We start from the raw sequence: 15,151 nt of genomic DNA, 5'->3' as shown, positions 1-15,151 counted from the left end.
CACGCTGGGTCGCGTACTCCATGCATCGACGAACGGCGGTTGTCGTCGCGTTCGCGGCGCTTGTCGCGACGAGTGGGTGTCTCGGTATCCTCAGTGGTCCCCTGGAGTTCTCCGCGTCGGAGGCGACGGTCGGGGACGACGCGCTCGCGGAGACCGGGTACGAGGAGGCGGAGGTCACGAGTAGCGAGGTGACGCGGACGTTCTCCGCTGCGGGTCAGTCGAAGAACGTCAGCGTCACGAACCACGTCGCGATGTACGAGCGGACCGTCGACGTGCTCGGTATCGGCGAGCAACGAGCGGCGGTGTTCTCGACGTTCGCCAGCCCCGAGGTGAGCGTGCTCGGCCAGACGTTCAACCCGATCAAGGACTACTCCAACCGGGAACTCGCCGAACTCGCCCAGCAGCAGTACGACAGCCTCTCCATCGGCGACGAGGTCGGCACGCGGACCGTCACCGTCCTCGAGGAGTCGGCCGAGGTCTCGAAGTTCGAGGGCACCGCCACCCTCCAGGGTGGACCGTCCGTCGACGTCTACGTCCACGTCACGAAAGTGAAACACGACGGGGACTTCGTCGTCGCCGTCGGCATTTACCCCCAGCAGCTAGACGACGAACAGGCGCACGTCGACGCACTCCTCGCGGGCATCGAACACTGACCGATACTCCGGCAGGGCTCGCCCGTGACGCTGCCGGTCGACACTACACAGTCGTCGAGTGCGCGAGAACGTAGCTCGGACGTCCGGGTCGAATCGTGGCAGTTCCCTCTTCTAGTTTGAAATTAGATACATTCCACCGTTACATTATTATGGTCGTAGTATTGACTAGTTCTGACGGGTGGACCAATGACCGCTACTCCAACCCAGTCGGAGTCCATCGACGCCCTCCTCCGACTGCTCGCGGACTCGTGTCGCCGAACGCTCCTCCAAGTACTCGTGGCCGGGTCGCCCGAACAGTCGGTCGACGACGTCGTGCGTCGAGTCGTCGCCGAAACCTCGACTGTGGGAGTGGACCCGCCCGACACCGATCGTGTTCGCGCCGAACTCCACCACAAACACCTCCCGACACTCGACGACCACGACGTCGTCGACTACGACCCCGGGCAGCGCACCGTCACCTACCGACCGGACGACGACCTGGAGTCGCTCCTCGCGTTCGTCGCGGAGTTAGAGGACGGCGCAGAGTAACAGATTCGCCGCCCAGTGTCGCACGCCCGCAGTAACCCTCACGTACGCGAGACAGTTACTAGCATTCTGCACGGGTCGCCGTCTGTCGTGGAACATCGGAGAGAAGAACGGAGGGCGTCGGGTTCGTCGTCCACAGCACCGGAGCCGAGAGCGAGCCGTGGACGCGAAACCGGGAGCGTACTGCGTTTGTATACGATTACTGACGGCTCTGTTCGTCGCCGTCGTCGCAGTCTTCGGGTTCGAGGAGGTGAGGGCTCCGCTGGTACTTCGGGGTGGTCGCGAACTCCTGCATGCGCTGCTTATCGGCGTCAGTTATCTGGTGTGCCATCGCCCCTCTCTTGGTCAGTTTCTGCCTAAGTAATATCTACAATAACTGCGATAGAAGGCTCCTAATCACCGGTGTACGGGCGGTTCCCGGACCCCGGATCCGACACCCCTGTCGGCGCTCGCCACCCCCTCTCCAGCGACCCGACAGCGGCGACGAGACCGCCGTGGAACGCGCTGTAGGTCCAGCGGGGAGCCCGGGGCAGCGTCGAGGACGGGTCGGTGCAGGAGGCGACAGCGGTCGCCGCTGCAGACGCCGACTGAGGACGGAGGACGGGACGGAGGACAGTCGGGCGCTATTCGCCGTACTCGTCGGCTACGTCCGGTCGAGTACGTTGTTCGAAGCTTCGTGCTGCGAGCAGGACGGTTGCGATGGCGACGGTCGTCGCGAGTAGTTTGAGTCGCATGGCCACTCGTATCCAGACCGCCGATGCAGTTCGTTATGCAGCGACTTCCACCTCCCGGCAGCTCGACGAGACGGCGCGAAACCCGACGACGGCTGCCAGGTCGAGAGCATTCGGCCGTCGGACACGATCAGGACGGCGTCCGTGTCGCCACCCACGTGGTCCACGTCGAGGAGACGCCCCTACTGGGGGTGGACGACGTCGCCGCAGTCCGGACACTCCGCGTACATCGCGGGCCACCCGTCGCGCTCGTAACTGACGAGGAGTGCGCCCTTCGGGATGGTCGTCGCGCAGTGCGGGCAGTCTCCGAGAACTGTCTGTCGGGATTCCATGACAGAGACGGCGGGCCCCGAGAGCTTTGTTACGATTCGACTATCCACGGTCGAAGTCCGATATCCGGCCGCTCGCGGACCAGGCCGCTCGCCTCCGCAGTACTCACATCTACGACCGTCGAGTCACTGCCGAGCATTGGCCCAACGTTCCCGCCCGGTGACCGTCGTCACTCGCCGAGCTGGCGGCTCACGGTGTGGTTAACAAAGGAGCTGGCAGTAGAGTTTCGAGACGGGGTGCAGACGAACCACGCCCCTCGGAACGACTGCTACCCCACCACCCCGAACCGGAGCCACTTTCTCCCCCACCCCGTTTTCGGGACCTCACTTGCTGAGGTCCTTCGCCTGGATGAGCTGCCACGCCTCCTGTCCCTGCTCCGTGATGCCGTACACTCTGCCCTTGCGTCGTTCCTCGGGCACGAGCAGTTCGACGAGGTCGCGCTCCCGGAGAGACTTCAGCGCCCGGGAGACGTGGGTCACGGAGAGTTCCACGTCGTTGGCGATCTGTGTCGGCGTCGCCGGTCCCTCCGCGAGGCGGCCGAGTACGAGCGTGCGGTGGTCGGAGCTGATGACGTACCCGACCACGTCCCAGTCGGGGCTCACGACGCCCACCTCCGTCGAGTTGCCGCTGCGTGTCGTCCGGTCCGGGTCTGTGTGGTCATGGTGTGATTGTGGGTGTCGTCAGGCCGTGGAGAGCCGACAGTGGTTGGATCACGTGCCTCTCGCGGACAGGTAGTGGGCGGCCGCGACGACGGCGAACGCCGCCATCACGACGCTGCCGAGCAGCGTCAGCGAGAGCCAGCCGAACGCCGCCGGGAACAGCGCCGCGGCGCCGTACAGCGCGAGGCCGACCACCGCGATAGCCATGTACACTAGCTGCCACGGCACTCCCGCTTCCTCTTCGGCGGGCAGGTACGTGTCTAGCTCGTTCACACTCGACGTGAGCCGGATCTCGCCGCTCTCCTGGTCGTAGTCGACGAGTCCGGAGTCGTCGAGCTTCGGGACGTGCGTCTGGTAGAGCGAGACGTAGACGCGTTTGGTCTGCTGGTCGCTCAGCTCCTCGACGGAGGTGTCGTTCTCCCACGCGGCGACCGCCCGGGAGAGGTCGGTGAGTTCCACGGGCTCGTCGCGGTCCCGCAGGTAGGAGATGACGTACCGACGGCGGGCGTTGCTCAGGAGGTCGTACACTTCGCCCTGAGACAACGTGTCGTGGTCTGGCCTGGACATACTGAATACTCACGGTTCGTCTGTGGTGAGTTCGCCGCCCGGCACGGCGGCGGCCACCGAGGCGTCTCGCGGCTCCCCGAGTCGGGGACCGGTCGACGCTGCCGCTCCCGGTGGCGGGCGGCGATTCGCTCTCGAGCGTCCTGGTTCGCGTACGGTCACTCTACTGTCACGCTCTTGGCGAGGTTCCGCGGTTTGTCGATGGAACGACCGAGCAGATCCGCGACGTGGTACGCGACCAGTTGCAGCTGTACGTTCGCGAGCACGCCAGACACCAGCGGGTGGGTGTCGGGGATCGGGATGAACTCGTCGACCGTCTCGGCGACCGCCGTCGACTCCTCGCTGCCGATGCCGACGACGGGTGCTCCCCGCGTCTGCACCTCCTCGACGTTGTTCAGCGTCTTCTCGTCGTGGTCGCCCGAGAACACGGCGAACACCGGTGTGTCGGGGGTCACGAGCGCGAGCGGTCCGTGTTTCAGTTCGCCAGCCGCGAACCCCTCCGCGTGCTCGTAGGTGATCTCCTTGAACTTCAGCGCGCCCTCCAGCGCGACGGGGTAGGCGACCCCACGTCCGATGAAGAAGTGGCCGTCCCGGTCTCTGTTGCGGGCGGCCAGCGACTCCACGGAGGACTGGTCGAGGATCTGCTGGACGTCGCTCGGGAGTCGTTCGAGCGCGCGCAGCACGTCCGCGCGCTCCTCGCTCGGCGACCCGGTGACGTCCTCGACCAGGCGCTCGGCGAGCAGCGTGAGCACCGCGACCTGCGAGGAGAACGTCTTCGTCGCGGCGACACCGATCTCCGGGCCCGCGCGGATGAACAGCGCGTCGTCGCACTTCCGTGCGGCGGTCGACCCGACGACGTTCGTCACCGCGAGCGTGCGCGCGCCTCGTTCCTGTGCGAGGCGGACCGAGGCGAGGGTGTCCGCCGTCTCCCCGCTCTGCGTGACGGCGACGACCAGCGTGTTCTCGTCGACCGGCGACGGCGTCGTCGCGAACTCGCCGGCACTGTACACCTGCGCGGAAACGCCGCGAGCGGCGAGCATCTGGCGGGCGTACATCGACGCGTGGTAGGAAGTGCCACAGGCGACGAACATGACGTCCTCGACGTCCTCGAAGCTCCCGCGGGGGAACTCCTCGAGTTTGACGTTGCCGTCTGCCGTCACGCGCCCGTTGATGGCCCGTTCGAGGGCCGCCGGCTGCTCGTGGATCTCCTTGAGCATGTAGTGGTCGAAGCCGTTGCGCTCGGCGTCCTCGGGCTGCCAGTCGACGGACTCGACCGGTCTGTCGACGGGCGTCCCGTCGATCTTGGTGACGTCGTGTCCGTCGGCGGTGACGCGGACCACGTCGTCGTCCTCGAGGTAGACCACCTCCGAGGTGTGCTCGAGGAACGATGGGACGTCGCTCGCGAGGTACTGCCGGTCGTCGCCGACGCCGACGACGAGTGGTGAGCCGTCGCGGGACGCGTAGATGGCGTCCTCGCCGGCGACCACCATCGCCAGCGCGTAGCTCCCCTCGAGTCTGTCGATGGCCGCACGGAACGCCGCGTCGGGAGAGAGCCCGCTGTCGAGTGCGTCCGCGACCAGGTGGGGGACGACCTCGGTGTCGGTCTCGCTGGTGAACTCGTGGCCAGCCGCCGCGAGCTCCTCGCGGAGGTCGGCGTAGTTCTCGATGATGCCGTTGTGGACGACCGCGACCCGGTCCTCGCAGTCAGTGTGTGGATGTGCGTTCGCGTCCGTCGGCGCGCCGTGTGTGCTCCAGCGCGTGTGGCCGATGCCGACGTGGCCGGTGGGTTCGATCGCGTCGAGGCTGGTGGCGAGCTCCTCGATGCCACCCTCACGTTTCACGACGGCGACCGACTCCGCGGACTGCGTCGCGATGCCGCTGGAGTCGTATCCCCGGTACTCGAGGTTCTCGAGCCCACCGAGTAGCACGTCGACGACGTCGTCGCGTCCGACGCACGCGGTTATCCCGCACATCAGTTCTCCTCCGTGAGGCCGTCGGACGGTCGTCCAGATCGGCGAACGTGTGGGTGGCCCGGTGAACTACCGCGCGTGCGGCTCTCGGGCGGTCCGTAATCCGTTCGCTTTCGCGTCCGACGCTCCCTCTCTTGCGGTTTCTGGTTGTTCCGGGTCATGGTGGTTTTGGACGCGCTTACCGTCCAAGGTAACGTGCGTGAATCGGCTCTTCCGGGCATTGTTATTCGGCGGTTGCCGAAATCGAGCCGTGGTTATTCCCCGGCATCCGGTTCGAGCGGCGGTATCTCGGGGGTTTCCGAGAACGCTCGCGAGACGTTTGGGTGGGCTTACTCCCCGCTAACCAGGGGATAACTAAGGACGTAGCCTGACGTGTGAACGACGGACATGTTGGGAGTGCTACGGACGCCGAGAGAGTCGAACCCACGGGTCGCACCCTCCGTGTCGGCGCCACTGTACCGGGTTGCCGGGATTCCGGTCGTGGAGCGGACTGCCGACGCGATGGCGGCCGCGGGAGTCGAGGAGTTAGTCGTCGTCACTACCGACGATCCGGTGCAGGAGTGGGCGGAGTCACCCGAGAGCCCGACCGACGGGGTGGTCGGAGTCGAGGGTCTCCGGCGACGGGCACGCAGGGGCAGCGAGCGGGCGGTCGTCGTCAACGCGGCGACGCTGTTAGGGACAGCCGACGTCGAACATCTCGCCGGCGGAGGCCCTGCCGTGGCGACGCGTCAGGCAGACGACGCGAGACGGCCGCCGGCGTACTCGGTGTCGACCGACGCCTTCGAGTCGCTCCAGTCGGCGGCGTCGCTCGCGGACGTCCCGCTCGACGAGCGCGAGTGGCGGACGGTCGACTGCGAGCGCGCGCTCGACGTCCGCCGCCCGTGGGAGTACCTCGCGGCCAACGAGGCAGTCCTGGGCGAACAGTCACGGTCGGTGTTGGGAACCGTACACGAGACCGCCGAGTGCCGGGGCGCCGTCGTCGTCGAATCCGGTGCGGAAGTCGAGGCCGGGTCCGTCGTCGAGGGACCTGCATTCCTTTCGAGTGGTTGTACAGTCGGACCAAACGCTTATGTCCGGGGACGTACGTTTATAGGACCGGATGCTGGCGTCGGACACGCCGTAGAAATCAAGAACAGCGTGCTCCTCTCCGGCGCGCAAGTCCCCCACCTCACCTACGTGGGAGACAGCATCGTCGGCCCGGACGCGAACGTCGGCGCGGGGTCCCTGGTCGCGAACCTGCGCCACGACGAGGACGACGTCGCCGTGGCCCACGAGGGAGAGCGCGTCTCGACCGGACGACGGAAGTTCGGTGCCGTCGTTGGTGAGGACGCGAAACTCGGCATCGGGACGCGGCTGAACGTCGGCGTCACGGTCGGCGCGGGCGCCACCACTGCGCCGGGGGAGGTCCTCACGCGGGACAGGGGCGTGAGCCGAACCGAGACGCCGGAGGCGGACTGAGAGCCCGATGGTGGGGACGAACCGGAGCGCACGAACGACCAGCACACCAGACGAACGCGGGACACAACAATGCTAGAGGGAACCCACACCGAGGGAGATTCGGGGAGCCAGACAGAGTCGGAGGTACAGTCGCCAGAGAACCCACCGGAGCCGGCCGTATCCGAGGAGGCGGACGCCGAGGAGACGGCAGACGAACGGGCCGAGGAGCTACCGCTCGACGTCACGTTCGAGATCCTGAAGAACAGACGGCGACGCCTCGTCCTCCAGTACCTCCGCGACGCAGAGGAGACGACGAGCATCGGCGAACTCGCCGAGCACATCGCGGCGATCGAGAACGACACCACGGTCAAGCAGCTCAACGCCCAGCAGCGAAAGCGCGTCTACATCGGGCTCTACCAGTGTCACCTCCCGAAGATGGACGACGCCGGGGTCGTGGAGTTCAACCAGGACCGCGGCCGCATCGACCCGGGCCCGAACGTCGCCCCCCTCTACAACTACCTCGACGTCGGCGTCGAAGAGGAGTCCAGTTCCTACGAACTCTACTCGGGGTCCGTCCTCGCCGTCGGTGTCCTGTTCCTGGCTGCACAGCTCTCGAGCGCCTACATGGTGGCCAACGCGATCGTCGTCGGGTTCCTCCTCGCGGTCCTATTCGTGACGTACCGGCTCCGCACCAAGGCGTAGTCGACGTTCCCCGCACGAGTCCCGGCGCTACCGCTGGTCGCTGTTCTCACCGCTGCCCAACGTAGTTCTCCAGAAACGTGGGTCCGTCCGGGAGTCAGTAGTACTGCAGTCCGGCGCCCAGCGGGGTGTCCGCGCCCACGACTGACGCGGTCCCCGTAGCGTCGTCCCGGTCGGACGCCACGAGGGTCGCGTCCTCGCCGAGCGAACAGGCCGGGCCGAGCACGACGCCGCTCGACTGGACGCCGTCCTCTACGGTCGCGCCCTCGAGCAACACGGCCTCGGAGAGCAGGGCGCCCTCGCCGACCGTCGAGTCAGGGCCGAGGACGACCGGTCCTCTGACGACGGCGTCGGCTTCGACCGTCGCACCGCGACCGACCAGCACCGGCCCCTCGATGGTGGCGTCGGGCGCCACGGTCGCGCCGCTGGCGACGTGGACCGGGCCCTCGGCCGCCGCGTCCGACTCCTCGAAGTCCGGCACCGCGAGTTCGTTCGCGGCGACGAGGTCCGGCGGACGCGCCACGTCGAGCCAGCGGTCGGTCTCGACGACCGCGACCTCGCGTCGCTCCACGAGACCAGCGAGGACGTCCGTGAGTTCGTGCTCGCCACGTTCGCTCGCCTCGACGTCCAGTTCGTCGACGACCGACTCCGGGAAGACGTACGCGCCGGCGTTCGCCAGCGTCGACGGCGGGTCCGCTGGCTTCTCGACGATGCCGGTCACGACGCCGTCCTCGGTCGTCAGCACGCCGTACTCCGAGGGGTCCTCCACGCGGTGGGCGGCCACCGCGGCGTCGTGTTCGAACAGCGCCACGATGCTCTCCTCGTCGTAGAGGTTGTCGCCGTTCAGGACGGCGAACGGGCCGTCGATCAGTTCGCTCGCCGTGTGCACCGCGTCGGCTGTGCCCGAGGGCGAGGACTGGGTAGCGTAGCTGACCGGGACGCCGCCGTACTCGTCCCCGAAGTAGGACTGGACGTGTTCGGCACCGTAGCCGACGACGAAGACTAGCTCGTCGGCGCCCGCGGCGACCGCGGCGTCCGCGACGTGCGCCGCGAGCGGGCGGTCCGCCACGGGGAGCATCGGCTTCGGCGTCACAGTCGAGAGCGGCCGCATCCGGCGTCCGGAACCGGCGGCCAGAATCACTGCTTGCATGACGACGTACTCCACAGCCGGAACCGTCCTTGTTATTGGACGGCTATCACGCCGCGCCCGCGCTCGCCCCGACCGACCCCACGGCGTTGTCGACGAGTTCGCTCGCCGTCGAGAACAGCGACGCCATGCGGTCGGCGTCGCGGGCCTCCGCGGTGATGCGGACGAGCGGCTGGGTGCCGCTGGCCCGCACAAGGAACCAGCCGTCGTCCTTGTCGACGCGCACGCCGTCGACGTTCGTCACGCTCTCGTAGCGGTCGGCGACCTGCGCGCGGACGTACTCGACGACGTCGCGCTTCGACTCCGTCTCGACGTTCTCGCGGCGTATCGGGACGGTGTGGACGTCGTCGACGAGCGCGTCGAAGGAGCCGTGGTCGGCGACCAGCGCCGCGAGCTTCGCCGCCGCGAGCGGGCCGTCCGGACAGCGGGAGAGCGACGGCCAGATCCACGCGCCGCTGGGCTCGCCGCCGAAGACGACGCCGTCGTCGGTCGCGCGGTCGGCGACGTGGCCGTCTCCGACCTTCGTGAACGTCGTGGTCGCGCCGAGCGCCTCGAGTTCGTCGCGGACCGCCATGCTCGTGTCGATGGGGACGGCGACCTGGTCGCCCGGGCGGGCCTCGCGGCGCGCGAACAGCGCGAGCAGCACGTCGCCGGACACCCACCGCCCCGACTCGGTGACGGCGAGCATTCGGTCGGCGTCGCCGTCGTGGGCCACGCCGAGGTCCGCTTCGGTCCCGGCGACGACGTTCCCGAGCTGCCGGCAGTTCTCGGCGGTCGGCTCGCTCGGTCGCGACGGGAACGTGCCGTCGGGCGTCGCGTTCATCGTCTCGACGGCGCAGCCGAGTTTGCGGAGCGCGGTCTCCGTTAGCCGTCCGCTCCCGTTGCCGACGTCCAGCACCACCTCCAGGGGCGGGTCGACCGTGACCGCGTCGGCGACGGCGTCGGCGTGCCGGTGGCGCGCCTCGGAGATCGACTCCACGCCGCCGAGGCGGTCCCACGGCTGGAGGTCGAACGCCTCCCGCTCGAGCCGTCCCGCGATGCTGGCCTGTTCGTTGCCCACGACGGCCGACCCGTCGGCGCTCCACAGTTTGAGGCCGTTGTCCTCCGGTGGGTTGTGCGAGGCCGTGACGACGACGCCGGCGTCGGCGTCGTACCACTCGATGGCCCGCGCGACGGTCGGCGTCGGCACCTCCCCGAGGCGCACGACGTCGGCGCCGCACTCCCGCAGACCCGCAGTCAGGGCGTCCACAAGAACTGGACCGCTCTCCCGCGGGTCGCGTCCGACCACGACCCGCTCGTTGTCTTCCGATGCGACTGCACGACCGACGTCGAGTGCGAGCCCCGCCGTCACGTCCGTGCCGAACTCGCCGCGTATCCCGCTCGTCCCGAACATTACGTCAACGCGGGCCGGCTACGTAGTTAGTTAGTCCCCGTATACGACCGCGCAGCGCGTGTGAACGGCGGCTTCGAGGGAGAGTCGGTGTCGGTCAGTCGCCGTCGTCGTCGGCCGCCTCGAGTCGTTCCCGGATCCGTTCGCGGACCTCCTCGACGGCCACCTCGTGGGGCGACGGCGTGCCGCCGTCTGTGACTTCTGCGTCCGCGACGTAGGCCCACTCGCGCGGGCCGAGTTCGACGGTCACCGTCTGGTCCGGCGCCTCGCCGGCGCGCTCGCCCGCCGGTGTCGGTTCGCCGGCGGGCACCGCTCGCTGCTCCCCGTCCCCAGTGTCGGACTCCGGTCGGAGGGTCGCGCTCAGCCCCTCGTTGGCCTGCATGTCCATCCCCATCGCCAGGACGAACGACAGCACGCCGAACAGGAGGAAGCCGGCCGCGGCGCCACCGCGTGCCAGCGGCGTCCCGAAGCTCCCTACGCCCGGGAGCGCCCAGACGAACCCGAGCAGGCCGAGGAGCGACGCCAGTCCGCCGACGGCGTAGGCGGCCACCAGCGGGTGGAAGTCGAAGACGAGGTAGTTCGTCTTCAGCCGCCAGAGGAAGTTCTTGAACAGCATCCCGGACACCTTCGGGATGTACGTGTGGTACTTGATGTGGCTCTCCTCGTCGCCGTAGATGATGGGGCGCGGGACGTCGACGACCCGCATCCCCGCGACGTTGAGTTTCACGAGGAGGTCGTTGCAGTAGCCGTAGAACTCGTACATGTCCTCGACGGCCGTCTCCTCCAGGGCGCGCTTCGAGATGACGGTGTAGCCGCTCTGCGGGTCGCCGCTGTTCCAGTAGCCGCTGGCGATCTTCGTGATGGCGCCCAGCGTGGCGTTCCCGACGAACCGGAACGCGGGCATGTCACCCCGCGAGGTCCGCCCGAGGAAACGGTTGCCCTTCGTGTAGTCCGCGCGTCCGTCCACGATGGGGTCCATGAGGTCGGTCAACCCCTCGGGCGCCATCTGGCCGTCCGCCCCCATCACCGCGATGAGGTCGACGTCCTCCTCGCGTGCACGGAGGTAGCCAGTCTTGATCGCGCCCCCGACGCCCCGGTTCTGTTCGTGTCTGATCGGGACGACGAACTCGGAGAAGGGGTCGTCCTCGTCGTCGCTGCGCCGGTCGTTCAGTGCCGCTGCGGTCGTTCGAATCTCCTGCCAGGTCCCGTCCGTAGAGCCGTCCTCGACGACGTACACGCGGTCGACGAGCTCCGGAACCGACCTGAGCGTGTCGCCGACGAACCCCTCTTCGTTGTACGCCGGAATGACGACCCCGACAGTGTGTCCTCGGTACATTGTGTTCTCGCCGGACTGCCGGCGGTTGCTCGGAAATATGCCGACGCGGAGTATTGTTACACAGAGCTTGTGTTCGAGGCGCGGACCGCCTAACGCCGCCGCTTCTCCGGGTATGGCTCTGATTACCTCGACGGACGCCCTGACAGCCAGTACGCTCGAGAACGGGCGTTCCAGGCGTGAGCAGAGAGTAGTCTCTGCCGAAACGCGTCTATAACAAAGGGTTACACGCGGCGATTCGGAGAGTGAATGTCAGAGCGTTTGTCCGCGGGCGCGCTGGCGACGATCGTCGTCGTGTCGGTCGTCGTCCTCGCGCCGATTGCGAGTACCGCACCTGCGTCGGCACAGTCGGCACCACCGGCGAACGAGCAGTTCGCGGTGGCACAGGGCACCACCTGTACCACCGTCAGCCCGGTGACGAACACCTCGAAGACCGTCGCAGAATTCTACGACTACCGGAACCCGGAGTCCGGGTACGACGGCTCGAAGTACGCGTCGTACGGGACCCTCGAATACCAGGAGACCCACACGTCCGTGCTGCTGTTCTACGCCGGGTCGAACGACACGAGCCTGGTCACCATCAACGACCGTCTCGGCGACGAGGCCGGCGGTAGTACGTTGACCATGGCGTACGAGGGGCTGCCAGCGAGCGGCAGCTGGGCCGTCCAGGACGACCTCTACAGGGCCCCCGACGGCTCCGACCAGGACGACGACTGGGTGATCGGCGAGACGACCACCACGGTCGACTGGAAGTGGACCGACAACCGGACCGACGGTGGGGCCTACACCGGCTTCGGGGCGTTCGACGGGACGGTCACCCTCGACCCCGGATTCAACGAGGACGCGGCGCACTGGGGAGAGTGGGGCGAATCTGGTGACCCGGCGTACTACATGGACGCGTGGGTCGTGAAGGGTGCCGACGGCGAGACGCGGGCGACCCTCGACATGGACCGCCGGGTGTTCGTCCACGGCGGTGGGTGTCTCGACACTGCACCCACTGCCAACGTCTCGGGTCCGGAGCAGGTCGAGCCGGACACCAACGTCACGCTGGAGGCGACCGCGTCGACCGACGCCGAGGCGGCCATCGGCGGCTACGAGTGGGACCTCGACGGCGACGGCGAGGTGGACGAGGTGACGACCGACGCGAGCGTCTCCCACACGTTCACGGACGCGGGAGCGCACACGGTCTCCGTCACGGCGTTCGACACGTACGGGAACGCCGCCACCGACGAGACGACCGTGAACGTCGTGCAGCCACCGAACGCCTCGCTCGACGTCCCCGCCGAAGCGACCGTGAACGAGTCGGTCACGCTCGACGCGAGCGGGTCGACCGACGACCGCGGCATCACCGAGTACCGCTGGGACTTCGACGGCGACGGCACGGTCGACGCCAGCACGACCAGCGCGACAGTCGACCACGTCTACGGCGAGAGCGGGACTGTCGAGCCGGCGGTGACGATCGTCGACGACGACAACCTCACGGACTCCGCGAGCGCGACGCTCACCGTCCAGGCGCCGAACAGTCCCCCGAACGCCACGCTCGATGCGCCCGCGAACGGCACCGCGGGCGAGGCGTTGACGCTGGACGCCAGTGGGTCGACTGACGACCGCGGCATCACCGAGTATCGCTGGGACTTCGACGGCGACGGCAGCCCCGAGGACACGACGACCGACGCGACGGTCACCCACGCGTACGACACTGCGGGCAACTACACGCCGACGGTCACCGTCGTGGACGGCGACGGCGCGACCGACGCGGCCAACGCGACCGTCGCCATCGAGGCGCCTGGTGCGCCGCCGAACGCGACCCTCACCGTGCCGGAGAACGCGACCACCGGCGAGACGGTCGAACTCGACGCGAGCGGGTCGACCGCGGAGGAGGGCATCGACTCCTACGAGTGGGACGTCGACGGAGACGGCGAGGTGGACGAGACCACTGCGGAGGCGACGACCACCACGACGTACGACTCCGCGGACACGTACACGGCCACGGTGACCGTCGTGGACACCACGGGACAGCGCGGGAACGCCACCGCGACCGTGACGGTGACGGCCGCAGCCTCGCCACCCGACGCCTCGCTCGACGTCCCCGCCGAAGCGACCGTGAACGAGTCGGTCACACTCGACGCGAGCGGGTCGACCGACGAGGGGACCCTCGCGGAGTTCCGCTGGGACTTCGACGGCGACGGCACGGTCGACGCCAATACGACCAGCGCGACAGTCGACCACGTCTACGGCGAGAGCGGGACTGTCGAGCCGGCAGTGACGGTCGTCGACGACGACAACGCCACTGATACGGCGAGCGCGACGCTCACCGTTCAGGCGCCGAACAGTCCCCCGAACGCCACGCTCGAGGTGCCCGCGAACGCCACGGCGGGCGAGGCGCTGACGCTGGACGCCAGTGGGTCGACTGACGACCGCGGCATCATCGAGTACCGCTGGGACTTCGACGGCGACGGCACGGTCGACGAGACTACTACCGAGGCGACGGTCAGTCACACGTACACCGGGACTGGCGACGTCGAGCCGACAGTCACGGTGGTCGACGACGACAACGCCACGGACCAGGCGACTGCGATCCTGACGGTCACCGAGGGCGACTCCGAACCGCTGGACCCCGTCGTGAGCGTGGAGACCGAGAGTCCGACCGAGGGCGAACCGGTCTCCTTCGACGCGAGCGCGTCCACGCCGACCGACGACATCGTGCGCTACGAGTGGACCTTCGAGGACGGCGGGAACGCCACCGGAGCGACCGTCGAGCACACGTTCGACGAACCCGGGAGCTACACCGTCACGCTCCGGGTCGAGTCGTCGGCCGGCGAATTGGCCTCGACGAACACCACCGTCGATGTCGCGTCCGCCGACAGCGGCGGTAGCGGTGGGGACGGCGGTGACGGGAACGACGGCGGTAACGACAACGACGACGGTGGTGGCGGAGGCGGTGCTGGCGGCGGTGGCGGCGGCGGTGGCGGAGGCGGCGGTGGTGGTGGCGGTTCGAGCGAACCGGCCGACCCGGCGGAACCCGACATCGGGCCGGCGAATGTCTCGGTGTCCGACCGGACGCTCGTCGCCGGCGACTCGCTGGTCGTCGACGCGACGCTGATGAACGACGGCGACGCTGCCGGCGAGCGGGAGGTCGAGTTCGCCGTCGACGGGACGGTCGTCGAGAGTCGGACGCTCGTGATCGAGCCGGGCGAGACCAGGACCGTGTCGTTCACCCGGCAGTTCACCACGCCTGGGAACCGGACCGTCAGCGTGGGCGAGACTACGTACACCGTGGCTGTCGAGCCCGCAGAACCGAACATCTCTGTCGCGAGCGTCGAGCAGTCCGGCGACCCCGTGCTCGCGGGCGACATGTTCGAGCTGACGGCCTTCGTCGAGAACACGGGCGACGCCGAGGGCACCACGAGCGTCGAGCTCGAACTGTTCGGCGAGGTGGTCGACAGCCAGGAGGTGACCGTCCCCGCGGGGGAGACCGTGGAGGTGACGTTCACGCGCCAGATCCAGGCGCCGGGCTCGTACACCGCGTCGGTCGGGAACGCGACGGTGTCCCTGCAGGTCGCGGGCGAGGAGACGACGACGGAGACGCCCACGACGACCGACGGTAGTTCCGACGTGCTGTCCCCGGGCTTCGGCCCGACCGTCGCGGTGCTCGCCCTCGCGCTGGCTCTCGCTGGTCGGTTCCTCCAGCGCCGAAAAGAGTAAGTCCGGGT

Annotated in this window: 13 protein-coding genes; 5 read left to right on the top strand and 8 right to left on the bottom strand. The window is 68.2% G+C overall.

Annotated features, from left to right (window positions below; translation table 11 throughout):
• Positions 1-20 precede the first annotated feature (20 nt).
• The gene (locus LT965_RS00725) at positions 21-653 is read left to right on the top strand and encodes a DUF6517 family protein (protein WP_232702101.1); all 633 of its coding nucleotides are present in this window, start codon (positions 21-23) and stop codon (positions 651-653) included.
• Positions 654-839: 186 nt separating this feature from the next.
• On the top strand, positions 840-1,181 hold the full coding sequence (locus LT965_RS00720) for a DUF7344 domain-containing protein (protein ID WP_232702100.1): 342 nt from the start codon (positions 840-842) through the stop codon (positions 1,179-1,181).
• A gap of 196 nt (positions 1,182-1,377) precedes the next feature.
• On the opposite strand, the gene LT965_RS16530 is transcribed toward LT965_RS00720, so the two are convergent.
• The 5 genes from LT965_RS16530 to glmS form a co-directional block, all read right to left on the bottom strand.
• Positions 1,378-1,509: a hypothetical protein gene (locus tag LT965_RS16530; protein WP_269782706.1), complete on the bottom strand. Its 132-nt coding sequence runs from the start codon at positions 1,507-1,509 to the stop codon at positions 1,378-1,380.
• A gap of 582 nt (positions 1,510-2,091) precedes the next feature.
• Positions 2,092-2,241, bottom strand: a complete 150-nt coding sequence (locus LT965_RS00715; protein ID WP_232702099.1) for a phage terminase large subunit family protein — start codon at positions 2,239-2,241, stop codon at positions 2,092-2,094.
• Positions 2,242-2,562: 321 nt separating this feature from the next.
• Complete coding sequence (locus tag LT965_RS00710; protein WP_232702098.1) at positions 2,563-2,841, bottom strand: winged helix-turn-helix domain-containing protein; 279 nt, start codon at positions 2,839-2,841, stop codon at positions 2,563-2,565.
• Positions 2,842-2,949: 108 nt separating this feature from the next.
• Positions 2,950-3,465, bottom strand: a complete 516-nt coding sequence (locus tag LT965_RS00705; protein ID WP_232702097.1) for a DUF7344 domain-containing protein — start codon at positions 3,463-3,465, stop codon at positions 2,950-2,952.
• 155 nt (positions 3,466-3,620) lie between these two features.
• A complete protein-coding gene (glmS, locus tag LT965_RS00700) occupies positions 3,621-5,435 on the bottom strand; it encodes a glutamine--fructose-6-phosphate transaminase (isomerizing) (protein WP_232702096.1) in 1,815 nt (604 codons plus the stop codon).
• Positions 5,436-5,912: 477 nt separating this feature from the next.
• Between glmS and LT965_RS00695 the strand changes: the two genes are divergently transcribed.
• A complete protein-coding gene (locus LT965_RS00695) occupies positions 5,913-6,890 on the top strand; it encodes a glucose-1-phosphate thymidylyltransferase (protein ID WP_232702095.1) in 978 nt (325 codons plus the stop codon).
• Positions 6,891-6,959: 69 nt separating this feature from the next.
• Positions 6,960-7,571: a DUF7344 domain-containing protein gene (locus tag LT965_RS00690; protein ID WP_232702094.1), complete on the top strand. Its 612-nt coding sequence runs from the start codon at positions 6,960-6,962 to the stop codon at positions 7,569-7,571.
• 94 nt (positions 7,572-7,665) lie between these two features.
• Here the strand turns inward: LT965_RS00690 and glmU are convergent, their stop codons facing one another.
• From glmU to LT965_RS00675, 3 genes are all read right to left on the bottom strand, one after another.
• Positions 7,666-8,733, bottom strand: a complete 1,068-nt coding sequence (gene glmU, locus LT965_RS00685; RefSeq protein WP_232702093.1) for a bifunctional sugar-1-phosphate nucleotidylyltransferase/acetyltransferase — start codon at positions 8,731-8,733, stop codon at positions 7,666-7,668.
• Between the two features lie 31 nt (positions 8,734-8,764).
• Positions 8,765-10,108: a phosphoglucosamine mutase gene (gene glmM / locus LT965_RS00680; protein WP_232702092.1), complete on the bottom strand. Its 1,344-nt coding sequence runs from the start codon at positions 10,106-10,108 to the stop codon at positions 8,765-8,767.
• Between the two features lie 94 nt (positions 10,109-10,202).
• The gene (locus tag LT965_RS00675) at positions 10,203-11,441 is read right to left on the bottom strand and encodes a glycosyltransferase family 2 protein (protein WP_232702091.1); all 1,239 of its coding nucleotides are present in this window, start codon (positions 11,439-11,441) and stop codon (positions 10,203-10,205) included.
• Between the two features lie 246 nt (positions 11,442-11,687).
• Between LT965_RS00675 and LT965_RS00670 the strand changes: the two genes are divergently transcribed.
• Positions 11,688-15,143, top strand: a complete 3,456-nt coding sequence (locus LT965_RS00670; protein ID WP_232702090.1) for a PKD domain-containing protein — start codon at positions 11,688-11,690, stop codon at positions 15,141-15,143.
• Positions 15,144-15,151 lie beyond the last annotated feature (8 nt).

It is taken from the genome of Halobacterium wangiae (genome assembly GCF_021249345.1).
GTDB lineage: Archaea > Halobacteriota > Halobacteria > Halobacteriales > Halobacteriaceae > Halobacterium > Halobacterium wangiae.
The sequence above is the reverse complement of the archived record's forward strand: the minus strand, read 5'-3'. Positions and strand labels throughout refer to the sequence as shown.